We start from the raw sequence: 17571 nt of genomic DNA on the forward strand, positions 1-17571 counted from the left end.
GCTCCAACAACAGAAGCTCCAACAACAGAAGCTCCTACAACAGAAGCTCCTACAACAGAAGCTCCTACAACAGAAGCTCCAACAACAGAAGCTCCTACTACTGAGGCTCCTACAACAGCTGCCGGTGCACTTACAGTAAAGGCAACTTCAAACTTCTTCCCTGAATTTACACAGAGTTTTGATGCAGACACAAAGAGTGTTACTGTAACATACTTCATCAACTCAGAGAAGAGAATGCTTAACAGCCAGTGGACACTTAAGTATGACCCATCAGTTCTTCAGTTCAACGCTGAAAAGAACAGTGACGCTGACGGCAACTGGACAATGATGCCACAGGCAAGTGATGCTATGTGCAATCCATATGTTGACGGACAGCCGGGAACAATCAAAGCTAACTGCACAAATCTTAAGCTTTACAAGCTCCAGACAGCTGACGGTAATGAAGTTGAATTTGTAACAGTTACATTTGATGTAATTGGTTCAGGTGAAACAACTGTTGACCTTGACCTTGAGGTAATGCAGATTGCAAACCTTGATCCGACTACAAAGCTTGAGGATGAGTCTACTGAAGAAGACGTTGTAATCGGCAGCACAGTACTTCCGTTCACAACTCCAATTGCAAGAAGAACTCTTGTTACAGCAGGTAAAACAGAGCCTACAACAGAAGCTCCTACAACTGAGGCTCCTACAACTGAGGCTCCTACAACTGAGCCAAGCCAGCTTCTCAACATTACTGCAAAATCAAATGTTGCAGCAGATGCTAAGTATTCTGTAAACTTTGCTGATGATAGCACAAAGATTGTTACAGTTACTTACTATTATCAGGATGTTAAGGAGCTTCTCAGCACACAGTGGAACCTTTCATATGATCCTGAGTACCTTGAACTCAAGACAACAAGCGGATTTATGCCATTTGCAGGCGACGATGCAATTTATAACGTAACAGACGGTAATGTAAAGGGCAGCGTATCTAACCTTTCACTTTATGACTTCTCAACCAAGAAGCCATATGTACAGCTCACATTTGAAGCTAAGAAAGCTGGTAACACAGACGTTCTTTTACTCGTAGAGGATCTTATGGTTTCTGAGTTAGACCCAACCACAGGTAAGTCTGATGAGTCAAAAGAAATGGTAGTAATTAATAATGGCGTAATTGGTGATTTGACTGAAAATGCATTTGAAGCTGAAATCATTGGTGGCACACCGGTACAGCCAACAACAGCTCCTGTAACAACAGAACCTGTAACAACAGAACCTGTAACAACAGAGCCGGTTACAACAGAACCTGTAACAACAGAGCCAGTTACAACTGAACCTGTAACAACAGAACCTGTAACAACAGAGCCTGTAACAACAGAACCTGTAACAACAGAACCTGTTACAACTGAGCCTGTAACAACAGAGCCTGTAACAACAGAGCCTGTAACAACAGAGCCAGCTACAACAGCTCCTGCAACAACAGCACCAGCTACAACAGCTCCTGCTACAACAGTTGCTCCGTCAACTTCAACAGATGCAACTTCTGCATCAGGTGCTACAACACCTACATCAAAGGGTCAGTCAACAAGCGATCAAACAACAGTTAAACCAAGTACATCAACAGGTGCAGTTCAGACCGGTAATGCTTCTATGGCGCTTATAATCCTCTCAGTTCTGATTTCTGCTACTGCTGCTGTATACTTTGCTCGCAAGAAGATTAAATAATCTTTTTGATTGACTAATAAAAATATAAGTTTTTCACCCTCCGATTTTCGGAGGGTGTTTTTTTGCGTCAAAACCTAAGTATGTAAAACCTTAGATTACCTAAGTTATTTAACATCGTAATTCACAAAATGTGTATTATGCTATTAATCGTATACTTAAACTAATGCGTATGAATTAAATTTAATTTGAGTTTAATGATTCAAAGCTTTATTATAAGTGATAATTATTAATATTTACAGTTTTTTCGTTGAAATATTTTTATATTTGTTATATAATAGTAGTATTAAATGTAAAGGAATGAAATTATGAAAAGCATATCATCAAAAATTATTTCAATTTTTCTTATTGTTATGGCTCTCATATCAGTTTCATCAACTGCGTTTGCTGCTGAGGATGAGGAACTTACAATTAATGACAACGCAAAAGTTAAGGTTGGCGACAGAATCAAGTATACCTTGTGTTTGGCGGATACAACCGACACAATAATTGGATTTGAACTCAGATTGTTTTACGACCACAACTATCTTGAACTTGATAAAAATTCGCTCAATTTCGATAAATTTAATGGTGTAATCTATAATACTGAATTAGAAGATATGATTCCGATTAACTGGACAAATATCAGTTCTCCTGCTGATTTTTCGAAGAAGGCAACATTCTTATCCGTTGAGTTCAGGGTTCTCAAATCCGGTGAAACGGATATTTCACAGTTTGTTTCTGAAATGTACGGCGATGATATGACATATTTAAAATCTTATACCTGGACTTATGATATTAGTGTAAATGATGAAACCATAGTGTCAGATCAGGTTCCAAAGATTAGTGAAGATGAAGATACACTTCAAAAAAAACAGGGAGGTATTATAAATTATCTTGACGGAAAAGGTGAGGAAAATACTCCTGATAAGGATAACCACAGTGCTGTAATTGGTTATACTGTGGTCGCTACCGAATACGTTGATGTTACAAAGGATGTATCAAATTCTAACCAAAACGGCAACTCATCTGTGCTCACTACCGTTATAATCGGTGCTGCCGTTCTTATTGTAATAATTGCAGTAGCAGGTGTGTTAATTGTACGAAAACGCAACGCATCAACAGATTCGTCAGAAGACAGTACAAATAATGACTTTAGTGTTGATGAAACAAACGAAAATAACAAATAATTTAACAAAAATTATTATATAAATTTGTTTACTTTTTATTCAATCTTTTTTGTGTTTGTTGTTGATTTTTTGAAAATTGTGATATATAATTAATATAACCTATTAAATGGGAAAAGTATGGAGGAAACTTAATATGAAAAAGAAACTTTTAAGCCTTGTTTTGGCTGGTTCAGTTGCAGCATCTATGGCTGCAATTGCTGCAACAAGTGCGTCTGCTCTTATTGATCCGGACGGCTCTTATACCCCAGGTGAGGGAATTGAAACAAAGAGAGTTTATTTTACAATGCCTGACAGCTGGAAAAACTCTTACACAAATACAGCCGGCTGTTATTGGTGGGCTGGTACAGATGCTTGTGGTGCTATTGACGGCAGCGGCGGAAGTCTCGCTTGGCCTGGCTACAAGGCAAAATATGATGCAAGCCTTGAAGACAAAGGTGTAAAGACACTTTATTATCTTGATATTCCTGCTGATGTTCCGACAGTAGTTTGGAATAACTACATTGACGGTGGTATGGATGAGTCGGCTCCACAGTATACAGCTGCTACACAGTGTAAGGATTCTGCTTGTGAATATCTTTCAGAAGGCGATGTTGACATTTATGATGATCAAGATGGTTTCTGGGAAGAGATGGAAGACAGCTTCAACGGTGATAAGGCAGCTCTTGGCTCATTTGCAGATAACTTCTTCAAGAGCGAATACGGTATTGCTTTCACAATGGATAATCTGATTTGGGTTCCTGACCTTACTCATACAGATACATCAATCAGCGGTAAGATAACTTACTATGGTAACTGGTACTTCTACTATGGTGACGGTACATACGGTACATACCCAACTAAGGAAGCAGCTCAGGAAAAGGGTACAGTTGTCGATCTTTCAGTTAGTGTTGAACCAACAACAACACCGGCAACTAATCCTACATCATCAACTGACCCTACAACAGTAGCTCCTACAACAGCTCCGGCAACTCCTGCTACAACAGATCCTTCAGCTTCTGCTATTGCAACTACACCAACATCATCAAATAATGATGCAACATCAGCTGTTGGTGCTAAGGCATCTACTGCTGATACCGCAAAGTCAACTACTTCAGATAACGGTAGTGTAAAGACAGGTGCAGCTTCACTTGCAGTAATTCTTCTTGTTGTACTTTCAGGTGCAGGCAGCGTAGTTTACTTCACACGCAGAAGAAACAGCAAATAATTAAATAAATCATCATTATAAATGATTTAAACGCTCCCTTTATGGGAGCGTTTTTGTTTAGTTCTTATGGATATTTTAGGCTCAATGTCAATAGTTGGGGTAGCCTGAAAAATGAAATAATAGATAATTATAAGCGGCAGAGTTTAACTGCCGCTTGTTTTGTTGCCAATTGATATGTTGGATAGAATACATATGTAAAATGTGATTACGGAGAGGGTTAAAGCCTCAGTAACCGTAGCATTTCTTTTTGTGAACTTTGATTTTGTTGTTGCATCCTTCGGTAAAACTATATTGTTAATATGGGGACAAAAAGAGTTCAGATTACTTCCTCTAATCTATCAAATTCACTATTATAGTTTGGTGTTGCATTAACTAACCATGCTGCATAAATAAAGGTGCAATCAAAGTTTACAAAGCAGACTTTCCAAACGATAGGCATTTACTCTCTATTTACAGTGAAACAGAGTTCGTTCGCCGTGTTACATTATTTAGCCGATAAAATCAATGCTTTCAGAAGTACTTCAATTTGCTTTTGTTCGTTGTTTGGATGTTTTATTAAAGCAGTAAACATTGTCACATTCTCTTCTTAAATTGCGTTTCTTGAATAACTTTGCTTAAAAATTATAAAGTTTGCCGGTGTAACCATGCAGTTTCAATCGCTTATGTAGTTATACATTTCTCTCTTCCGTTTTTGTGGTTAAATCCTTAACCCACAAGTATTTTTTATAATGCTTATAAACAGCCGGGAGCTTTATAACTTCATCAATGTTAATAATTAAATAAACAACAAGAACAGGAAGCTTCAAAACAAAGGCCACGAAAAATCCAATAGGCACGGTTATGCACCACATTGTTATGGTATCGCAGATTAAACCGAACTTAGAATCTCCTCCCGCACAAAATATGCCGCCGATAGTTGTTGCGTTAATAAATTTTCCAACCATATAGACAGAACACATGATGATCATCCATTTAAGATAATGATTTGCGGTATCGCTTAAATTACCAAATTTGAGAATTAAAGGGCTGAGCATTAGCATAATAAAGCCCGAAATAATACCGAATATAATAGCTAAATGGCAAAGCTTTCGCCCATACGCCTTTGCGGTGTCCAAATTGCCGGCGCCAAGCTCGTTGCCAACAATGATTCCGCCTCCGCTTCCAAGGCCAACGCAAAGGCAGACAATAAGATTTTTTAAAATATTGGCAAGAGAATTTGCCGCAACTGCATCTGTTCCTAAATGTCCCATAATAACAGAATACATTGTAAAACCGACGCCCCAAGCAATCTGGTTGCCAAGAACGGGTAATGTATATTTCCAAAAGTCGTTTTTTAATAACTTGTCGCTATGTACGATGTAACGTAGTTTTAAATGTATGCTGCCCTTTTTTAGAGTCTCTGCCACACACCACACTACTTCAATCAGTTTTGCAATTACGGTCGCAAGAGCTGCACCGGCAATTTCTAACTTTGGAAAGCCTAAGAGTCCAAAGATGAAAACAGCATTCATAAAAATATTGAGCACAACACTGACAGAACTGATAATACTTGCCGTTATCGCTTTGGATGAATTTTTCAGTATACAAAGATAAATTTGCGAAATACCGGTTAAAAAGTACGATAAAGATACGGTTCGTAAATAAATTGCACCACCGCTTATTAAGCTTTCTTCGTTGGTAAAGATACGCATCAGAATGTCAGGCATTGCCAAGCTGACTGCAAAAAACAAAAAAGAAATTCCTGCAGTAACTTTCATTATATAACCAAAGATTTTTTCAACAGAAACTAAGTCTTTTTTGCCCCAATATTGTGATGCAAGCATTGAAAGACCGATAGTCATAGAAGCAAGAAACAAATTTTCTACGAATGTAATTTGCCCTGCAAGTGATACGGCAGACAGCTCATCTTGTGAGAGCATACCGAGCATTAAAGCATCCGAAGCGCTGACAAGAGCAAGCATAAACTGCTGAAATGTAATCGGCAGTATAAGAGTAAACAGTTTTTTTGAAAAATTAGATTTATTTCGTTGCACGACATTCACCCCAAATTGACGTAATCAGTTTGATACGCTATAATTATATTGTGCATATAAGTGCATTTCAATCAATATTCTACAAACTTCAATAACAATCCTGCAAGGGTGATATTTATGTTGCTAATGGAACTAAAAGATGACCAATCGGAAATCATACATTACACTTTCGAGGATTATCCGATTTGCATACGAAATCCCTCTCTTTCGTCCTATAATAACTTTGAGGCACCGCCTCATTGGCACGATGATATTGAATTAATAGCCGTTTTGCAGGGTGAAATGAACTATAACATCAACGGTGAAATAATTACATTAAGGCAAAACGAGGGTGTGTTTGTCAACTCAAGACAGCTTCACTACGGTTTTTCAGAGACAAAATCAGAATGTAATTTTATTTGTATTCTTTTGCACCCCTTGATGCTTTGCGTGACGCAGATTCTTGAGCAAAATTTTGTAGTCCCCCTGCTTAAAAATCAAAATGTGCCGTATATAAAGCTATCCGCTGATAAACCATGGAAAAAGGAACTGCTGGGGTGTATCCTGAGTATGTATAATGCAAAAGATGATGCGGTTGCTCCGCTGATAATTTCATCTTTGTTTCTAAAAATGTGGTCGCTTATTTTCAAAAATTCGAAAAATCCCGTTTCTGCAAAAAGTCAAAACAGTGATTTCACTCTTCTTAAAAATATGATAGGGTATATTCAAAAATTTTACCGTGAGAGAATAACACTTGATGACATTGCGTCGGCAGGCGCAGTCGGTCAAAGCAAGTGCTGCAAACTGTTTGATAAATATATCGGAGTCACGCCTAATGCATATTTAAATCAATACAGGTTACATCAAAGCACTTGGTATCTGAAAAACACGGATATGACAATAACCGAAATTGCACAAATTGTTGGTTTTTCAGGTAGCAGTTATTATGCTGAGGTTTTCCGAAAATGGTGCAACAAAAGTCCGTCTGAATATAGGAAAACAAATTGCTTATAACCTGAGAGCAGGTATTATAAGGATTTCAAATTAATAAAAATGGGCTGTTGCATTTTTGCAACAGCCCTAATTTGGTTTATACGATTTAATTTTACTTATAAAATGTCAGATACTTTTGAATACTTGTTACGTCATCAATTGAAACGTATCCGTCTTTATCAAAGTCACACCAAGAAACTTGTTCCTCGGTTAGTAATATTATTCCGGTGATATATTTCTGAATAATTGAAGCGTCTTCAACATCTATTTTGCCGTCAGCATTTACGTCGCCGATTCCAAGTCCTTTTGGCTGAGTTCCTGCCGGTTCAGTAGCCGGAGAAGCAGTAGCCGATTGTGTCGGTACTTTGTTTGGTTGTGGTCTGGTTGCGATGGTTGCGGCAGTTGGTTCCGCTGTTGTCGGTTCAACAGTTGTCTGTGGCTCAGTTGTGGGCTGAATGGTTGTTGGTTGTGCCGTTGTAGGTGGCACGGTAGTTGGCTGTACTGTCGTTGGTTGAACAGTTGTTTCAGGTTCTGTGTATTCAGAAACAAAATCGCAAAAGTCGAGAGCTACCCATCCGTTTTTGCCGTTGTATGTTGTGTATCCCCATGTGTAGCCGCAGTTTTTCTGAATTTTTGTTACATTAAGTTTTACGCCGTCGGGAATTGAGGTCACATAGCTAAAGCTTGTCCCTGCACCGCTGCGCATATTAAGGTAATCGTCAACATTTACTCTATAAATGCCTGTTTTTGCATCTGTTGGTTCAGGCGTTGGGTCGTCAATATCAGTTATATATATGTAACCTTGGAAGTTCCACCAGCTGTTTCCTCCGGCATTCGGGTCATTTATATTGGCAGTGGATAAGTAAAAATCGTAGCTGTTCCACGCTGAATTTGAAAATGTGATAATTCCGTTTTCAATTTTTTCAACAACGGCAACGTGTCCGCCGCCATTATAAGACCAACAAGCAATAGCGCCTAACTTTGGTGTCTGACCATAGTCATAATAACCATAGCTTTTGTTGTATCCATACCATTGTTCTGCGTTGTACCAACATAGGTTAGGCTCGTAACCGAGAATCTCATAAGCTCTTCCAAAAGCGTATGCCGTACAGTTTGGCATACCGTATCCGTACTTGTAATAAACATTTAAATCGCTGTAATAATATTTATTGTTATAATCGGGTGCAGTAAGTCTTGGTGTGTATGAAGAAGCGGCGTTTGCAAAAATCGACATTGAAAATACGCAAGTGAATAGGATTGCAACCGTAAGAATTACGGCGGGAATCTTTTTAAATTTTAGAAATTTCAAATAATCACCCTTTTAAAATAGTGTGTGTCTCTAACACAATCTACCTTTTATTCTAACATATTTCTGCATATAAATCAAAGTGCATTGCGCTGATTATAGTCGCCGTGAAGTATTCATTTTACTGCAAATGCAACAAATTATTTCAAATTGTTGCAAATCGTCGATGTTTTTACGAGAGTTAAGCGCAAAATCCGCTATGACTTCTAAAACAATTTGTATTGAAGATTTATCTGTGATAAAATTAACATCAGACAGAATCTATCAGTTAAGGGTGATATTATGTTTAGTTGGAATTCAGAGCAATATTTAAAATTTAAAAAACAAAGAACACGTCCGTCAATTGACCTTGCCGCATCAATCAGCATTGAAAATCCGAGGAACATAATTGATATCGGCTGCGGACCGGGAAACAGCACAGAGGTATTGCAAAAAAGATTTCCGAATGCCAATATAGTTGGCATTGACAGCTCACAGGATATGATTGCAAAGGCAAAGTCACAACACAGCGAAATAGAATTTACTTGCTGTGATGTCAATGAACTTTTCGGCAAGGGCAACAAGTATGATGTCGTGTTTTCAAATGCGTGCATACAATGGATTCACGACCATAAAACATTGCTGAAAAATCTAATGACTTTGCTTAAAGATGACGGTGTGCTTGCCGTCCAGGTTCCGTATAACTTTAATCAGCCGATTCATCGCATAATTTCTTTGATTTCTTCAAGCGAAAAGTGGAAAAATTGTTTTGACAATCCGAGAAAGCAGTTCCTGCTCAATGAAAGCGAGTATTATGATTTGTTAGCCGAGATTTCATCTGATTTTGAGATGTGGCTTACAACTTATTATCATAGAATGAAGTCGCACAATGATATTATTGAATGGTATCGCGGTACCGGGCTGAGACCGTATCTTGAACAGCTGCAAGGTGATAAGAAGATTGAATTTGAATCAGAGGTTGCAGAACAAGTTCGTCTGGCATATCCTAAACAGAAAAACGGAGACATAATCTTTAGATTTCCTCGTCTGTTTTTTACCGCAACAAAGTGATTACAAAATTATCTGAGCGTAAAGATATTTTTGTGTCGAGAGTTATAATTTCCCACTTAAGTTTTACTCAGTTCATTTGTTTTTTTCGCAGACAAAGCATCGCTTTAATAAAAAAGAAGTTTAAATTATAAACAATAAGAGTGCTATCCCGACATTTCTTCACGGATAATAGCCAAAATTTTCTTTTCTCGTCTGCTTATTTGAACTTGAGTCATATTAAGAATCTTAGCGGTCTGAGATTGGGTTTGGTGCCTGAAATACCGAAGCGTAATGATTTTTCTGTCATTTTCTTCAAGTGAAGCAACCGCTTGTCTTAGGCTGAGTTTTTCAGAAATTTCATATTGTATATCGTCAATCGGTACGTCAATTTGGGGATTTCCCTCTTCGTCGTATTCCGCAGTCAGTGATACGGGCGAGCGTATACTGTTTATGGCGTCGATTATTTTTTCCTGGGAAACTTCCAGCCTTTCTGCAAGCTGAGAAACCGTCAGTTCTTTTCCGCTTTGTACTTTGCTTTCGTTGTTAAGACGGCAAATTTTTTGTGCGAGTTCTTTGAGCGAACGACTTACTTTTACAGCTCCGCCGTCACGGAAAAGTCTTTTAATTTCGCCCATTATAACAGGAAAAGCGTATGTGGAGAACTGAAAGTTAAGGCTCTCGTCAAAATTATTGATGGCCTTGCTAAGTCCGAGACAGCCTGCGGCATACAGTTCTTCATATTCTATCCCTTTGCCTGCAAAGCGTTTACAGCAGGAGTGAACAAGACCGAGATGACTTTCTGCTATTTTGTTTTTGTCAGCTTTCATTGCTTCCGATTATTTTTTCAAGCACTACGGTAGTGCCTTTTTCGGGTTCTGATTTTACCCTTACTTTGTCACAAAAACTTTGCATAACCGCAAAACCGAGACCTGCCCGTTCTTCTTCGGGTGCAGTGGTAAATAGAGGTTCCATTGCTTTTTTGACGTCTGCAATTCCGCAGCCTTTGTCACGTATTCTTATTACAACGTGGTTTCCGTTTTTTATTTTGCCCTTTATGTAAATAATGCCGTCTTGCCGCCTGTAACCGTGAACAATGCAGTTTGTGACGGCTTCCGAGACAGCGGTTTTAAGGTCGCTTAGCTCGTTTATGGTAGGGTCAAGGCTCATCAAAAAACCTGACACAACACAGCGTGCAAAGGCTTCGTTACAGCTTTTGGACGGAAAACTAAGGCTCATTTCGTTGTTTACTATCATCTTAATACCCCCAATCCCTCAAGGCCCGAAAGCGCAAATATTCTGTAATTCGCGTCGGATACATTTGTAACTCTGAGATTTCCGCCAAGCAGTTTCATTTGGCGATACCGTCCCATCACAAGCCCCACACCCGAGGAATCCATAAAGGATACACCAGAAAAATCCAGACAAAGCTGTTTCGGCTTTAATGACTGAGCAGCTCCGTCAATTCTTGCACGGATTTTTGCGGCTGAATCGTGGTCAATTTCGCCGTCTATGTAGGCGGTAAGAACATTATTTTTAAATTCGGTTTTCAGCATTTTAACATCCCTTTGCAAAAAAATAACTCCATAACTATCATATATAGTATGGAGTAAAAAATTTGTTTTATTCTGTTGTTTTTAAAAATTTTATTGATTTGAATTACAGCACTCTAATATATACGGTCGAATCTCTCCTGCTAAATAAAGTGAACCGCATACCAACACTGCGCTGCCATCTTTTTTTGCCTCGCTTAATGCTTTGTCAAAGGCGTCCTGCGGTTTGTCAAAACATTTGACAGCGTTGCATTTGCCCTCAAACTTTTCTGCAAGATTGTCGGAGGATAACGCCCTCGGATTATCTACCGAAACGGTATACACCTTGTCAAAAATACCGCTCAGCAGTTCAATCGAAGAGTCAATATCCTTATCAGCCAGCATACCCATAATGCAGGTGATCTTTTTGCCTGACAAAAATCTTTCGATTGCATTCTTTAAAGCTTCAATTCCGTTTGGATTGTGAGCACCGTCAAGAATAACCACGGGCTTGTCGCTAAGCTTTTCAAGACGCGCCGGGTTTTTTGCCTCTTTAAAGCCGTCTCTGATATTTTCGTCGGATATTTTCAGCAGACCTTTGTTGCGCAAAATATCAATTGCGGCAATCGCAGTTTTGGCATTCTCAATTTGGTGGTCCCCGGAAAGATGCAATTCAATATCTATACCATTCCAAACAAATTTGCTTCCGTCAAGATTTTCTTCGGTAATTTCTATACTGACGTTTTCGCTTTTGTATAGCAGAACATCAAGAGAGTTTACTGTTCTGCTAATAACCTCCATAGCTCTTTCATCTTGCTTTGATGTTATCGCTATGGAATTTTCTTTTATAATGCCGCATTTTTGTGCGGCAATTTTTTCTATTGTATCACCGAGAATTTTAGTATGGTCAAGCCCGATTGTTGTGATTACAGAGCATAGGGGAGGTTTGATTACGTTGGTGCAGTCAAGCAAACCGCCCATTCCGGTTTCAAGCACAACAACATCGCATTTTTCATTTGAGTGAATATAGAACTCAAGCGCATTGACATATTCAAATTCTGTTATAACAACGCCCTCTTTGCTTAGCTGTTCAATAAGCGGAAACGTCTTTTCAACCGCTTCTGCAAGAACGGCTTTGCTTATCATTTGATTGTTTATCTGAATACGTTCACGAAAATCTGTTATATACGGAGATATAAAAAGCCCCGTCTTGTATCCTGCCGCTGTCAGAACGTATGAGATAATCTCACAGGTCGAGCCTTTTCCGTTTGTTCCGGCAACGTGAATATATTTAAGCTTGTCCTGAGGGTTGCCCATTCTTTCAAGCAAAACTCTCATTCTGTCCAGTCCCGGACGAGAACCGAATGTTAAAAGCGAATGAATCTTTGATATTGCCTCTTCGTATGTCATCACAAAAGCTCCCTGTAAATTTCTTTTTTCTTAAATCCTGTCATAGAGGCAGCCTGTTTTGCCGCCTCGGTGGATTTTTGACCGTCTGTAATAAGTTTTTTTGCAATTTGAACAGCTTCTTCAAGCGTATAGCTGTCGGCTGTCTCATCGGTTTTTGCACCCTCAAGCACAAGAACGATTTCGCCTTTTATGCTTCCGTCAGCATAATTTTCCGCCGCAAATTTTGTAGTGGTGCGTATAGCTTCTTCGTGAATTTTGGTAAGCTCTCTTATAATCGATAATTTTCTGTCTCCGAATGTCGAGTAAAGGTCACGCAGGGTGGATGGCAGTTTGTGTGGAGCTTCGTAAAAAATCATTGTTCTGTGTTCATTTTTCAGACTTTGCAGGTGTTCACTGCGGCTTTTTTTGTTTACGCTCAAAAATCCCTCAAATGTGAATCTCCCCGTTTCAAGTCCCGATATGGCAAGTGCAGAAATCACTGCGCTTGGTCCCGGAATAACAACAGTCCTGATACCTCGTTCTTCGCAAAGTTTTATCAGGTCTTCTCCCGGATCGGATATACAGGGCATACCTGCGTCGGTTACAATAGCACAGTTTTCACCTTGTTCAATCCTTTGACATATGATTTCTCCGCGCTCACGTTTGTTATGCTCAAAATAGCTTACCATAGGCTTTTTTATGCCAAAATGGTTCAACAGTTTAAGAGTTACTCTTGTGTCCTCGGCGGCGATAAAGTCAACGCCTTCAAGCGTTTCAACCGCACGAGGCGAAAGGTCTGAAAGATTTCCTATCGGTGTTCCGGTAACATATAAAATTCCGCTCATTTTATGTCCTTTCGGTTTTGTAATTGCCGTAAATATTTATCATTTCTTCTGAAAATCCGCCGTTTTCATTCTCAATAAACAGGGTGGGCATAACGTCCAAAAATCCTCTGTTTCCGCCTTTTCTTCCATCAAGCAGAAACAGCTTCGGAGGTTTTGAAATTCTTTGCTGAACAAGCCTGAGCCGCTTTGGCTCTATGTCAAATTTTCGCATACTTTCGGTTACGTCGGCAAGTCTTTCCGGTCGCTGACAAATGCAGAATTTGCCGCCGAACTGCAAAAGTTTTGAAGCGGCAAAACAGATGTCGTCAAGGGTACATTCGGTTTCATGCCTGGCAATTTGCATCGAGTTTTTCGGATTGGTAATGCCGCTGCCTCCGAGCTTGTACGGCGGGTTGCAGGCAACAAGGTCGTAGTATCCGAATTTCAGCTTGCCTTTTATACCCTTTAGGTCGGCATTGACAATTGTTATTTTATCGTCAAGATGATTATGCTCAACGCTTTTTTGCGCAAGCGTACAGGCATTTTCCTGAATCTCAACTGCCGCAATCTCAAGATTCCTTCTTCCTTTGCACCATAAAATAGGAATAGTGCCGCAGCCCGTGCCGAGTTCAACGCATTTTTTATTTTCTTTCGGCTTTGAAAAATCGGCAAGCAGAATAGTATCGGTTGAAAAGTGATAGCTTTGAGATACAAATATTTCAAATCCGCCGCCGAGTGGTTCAAGGTGAATGTTATTCATATATAGTCCTTTAATTATTAATTTATCTAACCTGAGTGCAAATCTTCCGTGCCTTTGAAGCAAATTTATTCAGAAATTCGGTGGAGATTATAATCTCTTACTGAGACACTCTGAGTTTGGAGCACACTTTGCACTGCTTGCCATCGGTTGCAAGCACTGATTTAAATTATACTACTTTACTGCGTTTGCGGCAAGGGGAGAATCCCGAAAAAGGCAAAAGAAAACGGCAAGGAGACTTTCCTTGCCGTCAAATCTTTAAGTTATTAGCCCTCCTGAGGAGCGCCTACCGGACAGACCTCAGCACAAGAGCCGCAGTCTGCACAAACGTCAGCATCAATAACATACTTGCCGTCGCCTTCAGAAATTGCAGAACACGGACAAGCATCAGCACAAGCGCCGCACTGGATGCATTCATCACTAATTACATATGCCATTGGGAGAACACCTCCTTATTAGATTTCACCTATATTGTAACACATATTTCAAAAAAAGCAATGGTTTTGTCGATATTCATAAGAATTCAACAAAAAACATACATATGTGTTGTAAAAAGTGCTTATTCCAATCCGTTGAGTTGTTCCATTTCTTTTTTATCAATTTTAATGTAGCCGTCTTTTACAAGCTTACATTCTTTAACGTTAAATGTTTTGGGCGCAACGTCAGCAGGGGTGTTGTCAAGTTTTACCTTAAGCGTTCTTGCAATCAGGTTGTTTTCAACAACAAGTCCTCTGCCCTCGGGGGTATTGACAATTGCGCCAACCTTTGGTGTGCGCTTCAAAAGGTCGGTGTATGCATCCTGTTCATATTTCAGGCAGCACATAAGCCTTCCGCAAGTTCCCGAGATTTTAACAGGGGAGAGGGAAAGTCCCTGTTCTTTTGCCATTTTGATGGAAACAGGCTGAAATTCACCCATAAATCCGCAGCAGCAGAACGGTCTGCCGCACACTCCGAGTCCGCCGAGCATCTTTGCTTCGTCACGAACACCAATCTGTCTGAGCTCTATTCTTGTTCTGAATACGGAAGCCAGGTCTTTTACAAGTGCACGGAAGTCAACTCTTCCGTCAGCAGTAAAGTAAAAAATAATCTTGCTGTTGTCAAATGTGTATTCAACGTTTACAAGCTTCATTTTCAGGTTATGATTGGCAATCTTTTTTTCACAGATTCCGTATGCCTGTTTTTCTTTTAGCTTATTTTCTGCAAGGTGGTCAAGGTCTTTTTCGGTAGCAACCCTGATTAACGGCTTAAGAGGGTGTGCAAGTTCTTCTTCCTCAACCGTTTTGTTGGCAATTGCAACTTCGCCGCATTCAAGGCCTCTTGCCGTTTCAACCACAACCATATCACCGGTATTAAGTTTATTATCAAGCGGGTCAAAGTAGTACACTTTGCCAACTTCTTTAAATCTAACTCCAATTACCTCTGCCATGAAATCCTCCTGTATTCTCCGCACAACCAAGTTGTGAGAAGATTTATGTTAACGTACTGCTTGAGCTTAATCTTAGAAGTTTCCGTAAGCTCAAGCATATCCATAATTTGCTTTTGTATAAAACGTGAAGCAAGCTTTTGGGCAAGCTCACTGTCAAACTCAGGTTTTGCGCCCGAAAGAATTGCAAGCCCGTCACGTAAAATTAATGTTACTGCGGACAAAACATTGTCTGCGTTGTCTTTGTTGCCCAAAACATTCAACGCTTTGAGCAAATCGTATTCCTTTGATGATATAATTCCGTTTATTACTGCCTTTGCACCCGTGATTGCGCTGTCGCTAAGTGTTTCCGAACCTCCGATTTTAACAATTGTGCACCGAGAACGTATTGTTATCAATAACTTTTGCGCATTTTTGCAAAGCAAAAAGAAATGCACGTTTTTGGGCGGTTCTTCAAGAGTTTTAAGAAATGCGTTTTGCACGTCAACTTTCAAAGCGTCATCAGCATTTTCAAAAATATATACCTTTGCGTTTGCTTCATTGGGAATTATATATGCGTCTCTGATTATATCAAGCATTTGTTTCATCGAAAACGTGTGAGAAACATTTGCGGTTTTTGGCACGGATATATCCGGATGCGCAAAATCATTGGTCTTTATGCATTGATTGCATTTTCCACAGGGCTTGTTTTCAGCCGTGCAGACAAGGTACATAGCAAGAAATTTTGCACATTCAAGAGAACGTTTTTCATCCTTACATTCGATTATAACGGCGTGGGGAAGCCTGCCGCCTGTTTCAAGCGAGCTGAGAACTTCAATTGTGTTTTTATCAAAGTCAAAATTATTGAAATTCAAGTCCAAGCCTCCGTTATTTAAATCAGAGCAACGTTCTGATTTGCACGCAAGTTCTGTAAAAGAGCGTTAACCCTTCAAATTTTCATTGGGAGATTATAACTCCAAATGAAATCACTATGCAGTATCCATCGTCTTAGGGTCGGTTGACATCTGCATTTCGATTATATCATAAAATTTAATTCTTTTCTATATTTATTTTAAGGTAACGATATTGGTAACAATATCTCCCTTTTCAGTAATGTCAATATATCCGTAGCTTGCACGGTATCCGCTGCAAGCACCCGGATTCATAATATAGAGTCCGTCGTCATATTCATTCATTGCATTGTGAGTATGACCAAACAGCAATATGTCGGCTTTTTCTTCTCTTGCTGCGCATACAAGATTGTATGTGGTGAATTTTGCCTGATACAGGTGTCCGTGTGTTACAAAAATTGTCTTTCCGCAAACACGCAAAGTTTCCTTTGACGGCAAAGTGCTGCCAAAGTCACAGTTTCCGCGCACTCCGACAATCATTTTATCTTTTATTGTGTTTTTTAGATACTGAACCTGCTCGTCTCCGTCACCGCAATGAATTATTACTTCGGCATTCGGTTGAGCTTTTACGGCACTGAGCAGATTGCGCAAATCACCGTGGGTGTCTGAAACAACTAAAATTCGCATAAAAGTCTCCGTTCTAAAAAAATTAACACGGCATAGTATATTGTGAGGTGTTTTTATGTCTGACAATAAAAATATGAATAAACTCATTAACGAGCTTTCTAAAAAACTCGGCGTTTCATCCGATAAAATTCAAAGTGCTGCCGAGAACGGAAATGTGAACGAAATTCTCAAAAGTTCCGACAGCAGTAACGCCAGAAAAATGGAGGATATTTTGAAAGACCCTCAAAAAACAAAAGAAATTTTAAATTCTCCCCAAGCTCAAAAACTGCTTAAAATGCTGGGAGAAAATCCTAACAAGGGTTAGTAATATTATATAAATACGATAAAGAGAAAGGCTGAAGCGCAAAATGTCAGAAATTGAAGACAAAATCAACCAAATACTCAGCAATCCCGAAGCGTTAAAACAAGTTCAAAGCCTCGGAAAACAGCTTGGTCTTTCGGGTTTTGAACCGCCTCCGCCGCCAAAGCCGAGCACGGTGCCGTCAGGACTTTCAAACAGCAATGCTATAAGCGACGATATGCTCTCAACAATAACACGCATTGCGCCGATAATGCAGCAAATGAAAAACGAGGACGACACAACAAGGCTTTTATATGCCCTGAAACCTTTTTTGAGCGGCGATAAGCAGAAAAAACTTGAAAATGCCGAAAAAATGATAAAATTTATCAGAATAATTCCGTATTTGAAAGACAACGGATTGTTCTTTTAGGGAGGAAA

The 17571-nt window shown here is 39.4% G+C and carries 19 protein-coding genes; 7 read left to right on the top strand and 12 right to left on the bottom strand.

Features of this window, described 5'->3' with window-relative positions; genetic code table 11:
• From BLP46_RS13065 to BLP46_RS07955, 3 genes are all read left to right on the top strand, one after another.
• A partial coding sequence (locus BLP46_RS13065) for a hypothetical protein (RefSeq protein ID WP_207645220.1) occupies positions 1 to 1704 on the top strand: 1704 nt, incomplete at its 5' end.
• A 305-nt stretch (positions 1705 to 2009) separates the two neighbouring features.
• Complete coding sequence (locus BLP46_RS07950; RefSeq protein WP_092977960.1) at positions 2010 to 2870, top strand: cohesin domain-containing protein; 861 nt, start codon at positions 2010 to 2012, stop codon at positions 2868 to 2870.
• A gap of 133 nt (positions 2871 to 3003) precedes the next feature.
• Entirely contained in the window at positions 3004 to 4074 is a 1071-nt protein-coding gene (locus BLP46_RS07955) for a hypothetical protein (protein WP_092977962.1), read from the top strand.
• Positions 4075 to 4742: 668 nt separating this feature from the next.
• Here BLP46_RS07955 and BLP46_RS07960 read toward each other — a convergent pair.
• Positions 4743 to 6107 carry an MATE family efflux transporter gene (locus BLP46_RS07960; protein WP_092977964.1) on the bottom strand — a complete coding sequence of 455 codons (1365 nt, stop codon included), beginning with the start codon at positions 6105 to 6107 and terminating at the stop codon, positions 4743 to 4745.
• A gap of 117 nt (positions 6108 to 6224) precedes the next feature.
• On the opposite strand from BLP46_RS07960, the gene BLP46_RS07965 reads away from it, so the two are divergent.
• Positions 6225 to 7100, top strand: a complete 876-nt coding sequence (locus BLP46_RS07965) for an AraC family transcriptional regulator (RefSeq protein ID WP_092977966.1) — start codon at positions 6225 to 6227, stop codon at positions 7098 to 7100.
• A gap of 91 nt (positions 7101 to 7191) precedes the next feature.
• Here the strand turns inward: BLP46_RS07965 and BLP46_RS07970 are convergent, their stop codons facing one another.
• Complete coding sequence (locus BLP46_RS07970; protein WP_092977968.1) at positions 7192 to 8388, bottom strand: CHAP domain-containing protein; 1197 nt, start codon at positions 8386 to 8388, stop codon at positions 7192 to 7194.
• A 279-nt stretch (positions 8389 to 8667) separates the two neighbouring features.
• Here BLP46_RS07970 and BLP46_RS07975 point away from each other — a divergent pair, with 279 nt between their 5' ends.
• Positions 8668 to 9435 carry a methyltransferase domain-containing protein gene (locus tag BLP46_RS07975; RefSeq protein WP_092977970.1) on the top strand — a complete coding sequence of 256 codons (768 nt, stop codon included), beginning with the start codon at positions 8668 to 8670 and terminating at the stop codon, positions 9433 to 9435.
• Between the two features lie 143 nt (positions 9436 to 9578).
• On the opposite strand, the gene BLP46_RS07980 is transcribed toward BLP46_RS07975, so the two are convergent.
• The 10 genes from BLP46_RS07980 to BLP46_RS08025 all read right to left on the bottom strand — a co-directional run bounded on the left by BLP46_RS07980 (position 9579) and on the right by BLP46_RS08025 (position 16853).
• Complete coding sequence (locus tag BLP46_RS07980) at positions 9579 to 10241, bottom strand: sigma-70 family RNA polymerase sigma factor (protein ID WP_092977972.1); 663 nt, start codon at positions 10239 to 10241, stop codon at positions 9579 to 9581.
• A complete protein-coding gene (spoIIAB, locus tag BLP46_RS07985; RefSeq protein WP_092977974.1) occupies positions 10231 to 10668 on the bottom strand; it encodes an anti-sigma F factor in 438 nt (145 codons plus the stop codon). The genes BLP46_RS07980 and spoIIAB overlap by 11 nt, the downstream gene beginning before the upstream one ends.
• A complete protein-coding gene (locus BLP46_RS07990) occupies positions 10665 to 10967 on the bottom strand; it encodes an STAS domain-containing protein (protein WP_092978034.1) in 303 nt (100 codons plus the stop codon). Before BLP46_RS07990 ends, spoIIAB begins: the two co-directional genes overlap by 4 nt.
• A 90-nt stretch (positions 10968 to 11057) precedes the next feature.
• Positions 11058 to 12353, bottom strand: a complete 1296-nt coding sequence (locus tag BLP46_RS07995; protein ID WP_092977976.1) for a bifunctional folylpolyglutamate synthase/dihydrofolate synthase — start codon at positions 12351 to 12353, stop codon at positions 11058 to 11060.
• Positions 12353 to 13177, bottom strand: coding sequence for a 16S rRNA (cytidine(1402)-2'-O)-methyltransferase (rsmI, locus tag BLP46_RS08000; RefSeq protein ID WP_092977978.1), 825 nt, complete (start codon positions 13175 to 13177; stop codon positions 12353 to 12355). The genes BLP46_RS07995 and rsmI overlap by 1 nt, the downstream gene beginning before the upstream one ends.
• A gap of 1 nt (position 13178) precedes the next feature.
• The gene (locus tag BLP46_RS08005) at positions 13179 to 13916 is read right to left on the bottom strand and encodes a tRNA1(Val) (adenine(37)-N6)-methyltransferase (protein ID WP_092977980.1); all 738 of its coding nucleotides are present in this window, start codon (positions 13914 to 13916) and stop codon (positions 13179 to 13181) included.
• A 263-nt stretch (positions 13917 to 14179) separates the two neighbouring features.
• Positions 14180 to 14350 (bottom strand): 4Fe-4S ferredoxin, encoded by a 171-nt coding sequence (gene fdxA / locus BLP46_RS08010; RefSeq protein WP_092977982.1) that lies wholly within the window; start codon positions 14348 to 14350, stop codon positions 14180 to 14182.
• A gap of 122 nt (positions 14351 to 14472) precedes the next feature.
• Complete coding sequence (locus BLP46_RS08015) at positions 14473 to 15339, bottom strand: PSP1 domain-containing protein (protein WP_092977984.1); 867 nt, start codon at positions 15337 to 15339, stop codon at positions 14473 to 14475.
• The gene (locus tag BLP46_RS08020; RefSeq protein WP_167669220.1) at positions 15327 to 16190 is read right to left on the bottom strand and encodes a DNA polymerase III subunit delta'; all 864 of its coding nucleotides are present in this window, start codon (positions 16188 to 16190) and stop codon (positions 15327 to 15329) included. Before BLP46_RS08020 ends, BLP46_RS08015 begins: the two co-directional genes overlap by 13 nt.
• Before the next feature lie 192 nt (positions 16191 to 16382).
• Positions 16383 to 16853, bottom strand: a complete 471-nt coding sequence (locus BLP46_RS08025; protein ID WP_092977988.1) for a metallophosphoesterase — start codon at positions 16851 to 16853, stop codon at positions 16383 to 16385.
• A gap of 55 nt (positions 16854 to 16908) precedes the next feature.
• On the opposite strand from BLP46_RS08025, the gene BLP46_RS08030 reads away from it, so the two are divergent.
• Together BLP46_RS08030 and BLP46_RS08035 are read left to right on the top strand one after the other, a co-directional pair.
• Positions 16909 to 17157 carry a hypothetical protein gene (locus BLP46_RS08030; RefSeq protein ID WP_092977990.1) on the top strand — a complete coding sequence of 83 codons (249 nt, stop codon included), beginning with the start codon at positions 16909 to 16911 and terminating at the stop codon, positions 17155 to 17157.
• 43 nt (positions 17158 to 17200) lie between these two features.
• Entirely contained in the window at positions 17201 to 17563 is a 363-nt protein-coding gene (locus tag BLP46_RS08035; protein ID WP_092977992.1) for a hypothetical protein, read from the top strand.
• The last annotated feature ends 8 nt before the right edge of the window (positions 17564 to 17571 follow it).

It is taken from the genome of Ruminococcus sp. YE282, from assembly GCA_900101355.1.
Lineage (GTDB): Bacteria > Bacillota > Clostridia > Oscillospirales > Acutalibacteraceae > Ruminococcoides > Ruminococcoides bromii_A.

Bases quoted from the DNA above. Each gene is read 5' to 3' on its own strand.
- BLP46_RS07965 (WP_092977966.1), top strand. From the start codon at position 6,225: ATGTTGCTAATGGAACTAAAAGATGACCAATCGGAAATCATACATTAC.
- BLP46_RS07995 (WP_092977976.1), bottom strand. From the start codon at position 12,353: ATGACATACGAAGAGGCAATATCAAAGATTCATTCGCTTTTAACATTC.
- BLP46_RS08015 (WP_092977984.1), bottom strand. From the start codon at position 15,339: ATGGCAGAGGTAATTGGAGTTAGATTTAAAGAAGTTGGCAAAGTGTAC.
- BLP46_RS07980 (WP_092977972.1), bottom strand. From the start codon at position 10,241: ATGAAAGCTGACAAAAACAAAATAGCAGAAAGTCATCTCGGTCTTGTT.
- spoIIAB (WP_092977974.1), bottom strand. From the start codon at position 10,668: ATGATAGTAAACAACGAAATGAGCCTTAGTTTTCCGTCCAAAAGCTGT.
- BLP46_RS08005 (WP_092977980.1), bottom strand. From the start codon at position 13,916: ATGAATAACATTCACCTTGAACCACTCGGCGGCGGATTTGAAATATTT.
- BLP46_RS07950 (WP_092977960.1), top strand. From the start codon at position 2,010: ATGAAAAGCATATCATCAAAAATTATTTCAATTTTTCTTATTGTTATG.
- BLP46_RS08035 (WP_092977992.1), top strand. From the start codon at position 17,201: ATGTCAGAAATTGAAGACAAAATCAACCAAATACTCAGCAATCCCGAA.
- BLP46_RS07990 (WP_092978034.1), bottom strand. From the start codon at position 10,967: ATGCTGAAAACCGAATTTAAAAATAATGTTCTTACCGCCTACATAGAC.
- BLP46_RS07975 (WP_092977970.1), top strand. From the start codon at position 8,668: ATGTTTAGTTGGAATTCAGAGCAATATTTAAAATTTAAAAAACAAAGA.
- BLP46_RS08030 (WP_092977990.1), top strand. From the start codon at position 16,909: ATGTCTGACAATAAAAATATGAATAAACTCATTAACGAGCTTTCTAAA.
- BLP46_RS08025 (WP_092977988.1), bottom strand. From the start codon at position 16,853: ATGCGAATTTTAGTTGTTTCAGACACCCACGGTGATTTGCGCAATCTG.
- rsmI (WP_092977978.1), bottom strand. From the start codon at position 13,177: ATGAGCGGAATTTTATATGTTACCGGAACACCGATAGGAAATCTTTCA.
- fdxA (WP_092977982.1), bottom strand. From the start codon at position 14,350: ATGGCATATGTAATTAGTGATGAATGCATCCAGTGCGGCGCTTGTGCT.
- BLP46_RS07955 (WP_092977962.1), top strand. From the start codon at position 3,004: ATGAAAAAGAAACTTTTAAGCCTTGTTTTGGCTGGTTCAGTTGCAGCA.